We start from the raw sequence: 1,613 nt of genomic DNA, 5'->3' as shown, positions 1-1,613 counted from the left end.
CGCTTGGGCAGGAGCGGCGGCGAGGGCGACGACGGAAACGACAGCGAGGATGAGGGGGACGCGCATCGATCAGCCTTCAGATATTCTGATTGGCGTACTGGAGCATTTCGTCCGTCGCCTTGATCATCTTGGAATTGATTTCGTAGGCGCGCTGGGTCTCGATCATGTCGACCAGCTCCTCGACGATGTTCACGTTCGAGGATTCGAGGTTGCCCTGGCGGATGTTCCCGCGGCCATCGATGCCGGCGTCACCCGCCTGCGCGGCGCCCGACGCGCCGGTTTCGATCAGCAGGTTGCCGCCGACCGCCTGCAGGCCCGCCGGATTGACGAAGCGCGCGATCTGCAGCTTGCCGATCACGTTCGCTTCCGTCTGGCCCTGAAGCTGCGCGGACACCGTGCCGTCGGCGGCGATCGTGATCGACTGCGCGCCGTCGGGGATCTGGATCTGCGGCTGCACGGGCATGCCGTCGGTCGTGACGATCGTGCCTTCGGCGCTCAGGCTGAAATTGCCGTCGCGGGTGTAGGCGGTCGATCCGTCGGGGCGGAGCACCTGGAAGAAGCCATTGCCCTCGATCGCGAGGTCGAGCGCGTTGCCCGTCGTCTGCATCGAGCCCTGCGTGTCGATCCGCGCGGTGCCCATCACCTCGACACCCGAACCGAGGTTGAGGCCGGTCGCATATTTATTCTGGTCAGACGACGGCGCGCCGGGCGCGGTGATCGCCTGGTAAGCGAGCGTTTCGAACTGCGCGCGATCACGCTTGAACCCGGTCGTGTTCACGTTCGCCAGATTGTTGGCGATCACGCGCATCTTGGCGTTCTGCGCGTCGAGCCCGGTGCGGGCGACGTGGAGGGCGGCGTTGGTCATGGTCGCAAATCCTTAATCGGGCAGGCGCATCAGGTCGGCGGCGGACTTGTCGAGGTCCTGCGCGGTGGTCAGCAGCTTCACCTGCGCTTCCCACGAGCGTGAGGCGTCGATCATGTCGACCAGCGCCTGGGTGGCGTTGACGTTCGAGCCTTCGAGGCTCTTGGGCGTGAGCCGCGCATCGGGATCGGCCGGAAGCGCACCGCCCCCCGCCACGCGGAACAGCCCGTCCAGGCCCTTCGACACCTTCGAGCCGGTAGGCGTGGCGAGCTTGAGCCGTTCGACCGCCTGCGGGGTCGCCGGATCGCCGCCCTGCGGCACGATCCACACCTGCCCGTCCGGTCCGACGCTGACGCTGTCGGCGGGCGGCAGCGTGATCGGGCCGCCCTCCCCCAGCACAGGTGCGCCGTCACCAGTGGTGAGCAGCCCGCTGTCCGAAAGCTGGAGATCGCCGCGCCGCGTATAGGCTTCCGACCCGTCGCTCGCCTGAACGGCGAGGAAAGCGTCGCCGTCAATCGCGATGTCGAGGTCGCGTCCCGTCGCGGCAATCGCGCCGGCATGCATGTCGGCGCCGGTCACCTCGTTGGAAACGCTGGCCCGTCCCTGCATCCCGGCGCCACGCAGCCACAGGCTTTCGGGATCGATGAGCCGCAACACGGCTTGCCCGGCCACTACCGTACTGCCGGGTTCCACCTCACGGGCGGTAATCACACCGGCCGTCGGGCTGTAGAGATTGAGGTTGCGCCGCAGC

At 67.4% G+C, this 1,613-nt stretch carries 2 protein-coding genes; both read right to left on the bottom strand.

Annotated features, from left to right (window positions below; genetic code table 11):
• Positions 1-76: 76 nt before the first annotated feature.
• Complete coding sequence (flgG, locus tag ACOJSF_RS10415) at positions 77-865, bottom strand: flagellar basal-body rod protein FlgG (RefSeq protein ID WP_420142139.1); 789 nt, start codon at positions 863-865, stop codon at positions 77-79.
• Between the two features lie 12 nt (positions 866-877).
• Positions 878-1,570: a flagellar basal body rod protein FlgF gene (locus tag ACOJSF_RS10410; RefSeq protein ID WP_420142140.1), complete on the bottom strand. Its 693-nt coding sequence runs from the start codon at positions 1,568-1,570 to the stop codon at positions 878-880.
• Between the last annotated feature and the right edge of the window lie 43 nt (positions 1,571-1,613).

The organism is Sphingomonas sp., assembly GCF_048594985.1.
Taxonomy (GTDB): Bacteria; Pseudomonadota; Alphaproteobacteria; order Sphingomonadales; family Sphingomonadaceae; genus Sphingomonas_I.
This window is presented reverse-complemented; position numbering and strand designations above follow the sequence as displayed.

Excerpts from the sequence above, each read along its gene's own strand:
- flgG (WP_420142139.1), bottom strand. The coding sequence starts at position 865 with ATGACCAACGCCGCCCTCCACGTCGCCCGCACCGGGCTCGACGCGCAG.